This window comes from Stenotrophomonas nitritireducens (assembly GCF_001431425.1).
GTDB lineage: Bacteria > Pseudomonadota > Gammaproteobacteria > Xanthomonadales > Xanthomonadaceae > Stenotrophomonas > Stenotrophomonas nitritireducens.
The window spans coordinates 1-812 of record NZ_LDJG01000078.1; the positions used below are offsets into that span (position 1 = coordinate 1).

Annotated in this window: 1 pseudogene; it reads right to left on the reverse strand. The window is 59.9% G+C overall.

From position 1 onward, the window contains the following. Nucleotides 1-245: 245 nt before the first annotated feature. Nucleotides 246-812, reverse strand: a pseudogene (locus ABB22_RS17495) (DNA topoisomerase); the annotation flags it as partial.

Sequence of the window (812 nt, forward strand, 5' to 3'; positions counted from 1 at the left end):
TTGTATAGTACATGTCATATTGATAGAGATGAGAATTCTTGTTTTGGTGTGTATTGGTGTATAAGCGAAGGCTACAGTATGGCTATCGTCTGCATCGTCGGTTGGATAGAATAGTCAGGTACAGGCGCATCCGGTTGCATTACGTGACGGCATTCCTCCCTCTCTATGAATTCGTCTTCTCTGTGGTGATGTGTCCTCCAGCGGGGTCTACCCAAGGGGCATCGTCGGCAGCGTCAGATGTGTAGAATTGACACGAACTTCTGCCCCCCGCACGAAAACTTGGCCACAGTGCGGTCGAACTCGTGGTGAGGGAGGAACTGCGCCAAGTAATGCGACCGGATGAGCCTGTACACGGCCAGTTCCTTCTCGCTCATGGCGGAGAGCTTCGCCGGTTCGAGCGTCGGGATGATGCCGTGGTGCGCCGTGACCTTGCCATCGTTCCAGGCGCGCGAGCGCTGCGAGCGGTCGAGCTGGCCCATGATCGAGCGCAGCGAGGGATCGGTCTTGAGCAGGCTGTCGAGAACGGTGGGCACTTCGGCAAACATGCTCTCGGGCAGGTAGCCGGAGTCCGAGCGGGGGTACGTCGTGGCCTTGTGCGTCTCGTACAGGGCTTGGGCAATCTCCAAGGTTTCCTGCACGTCCAGCCCAAGCTGCTTGGAACACACTTCCTGCAAGGTGCCCAGGTCGAACGGCAGCGGCGGGCCTTCGCGGACACGCTCAGTCTCCACCGACACGACGTGGGCACTGCCCGCAGCGCGGATCTGCTGCATGGTCTGCTGTGCGACCGGCTGCCGCAGGCAGCGGCCTGCGTC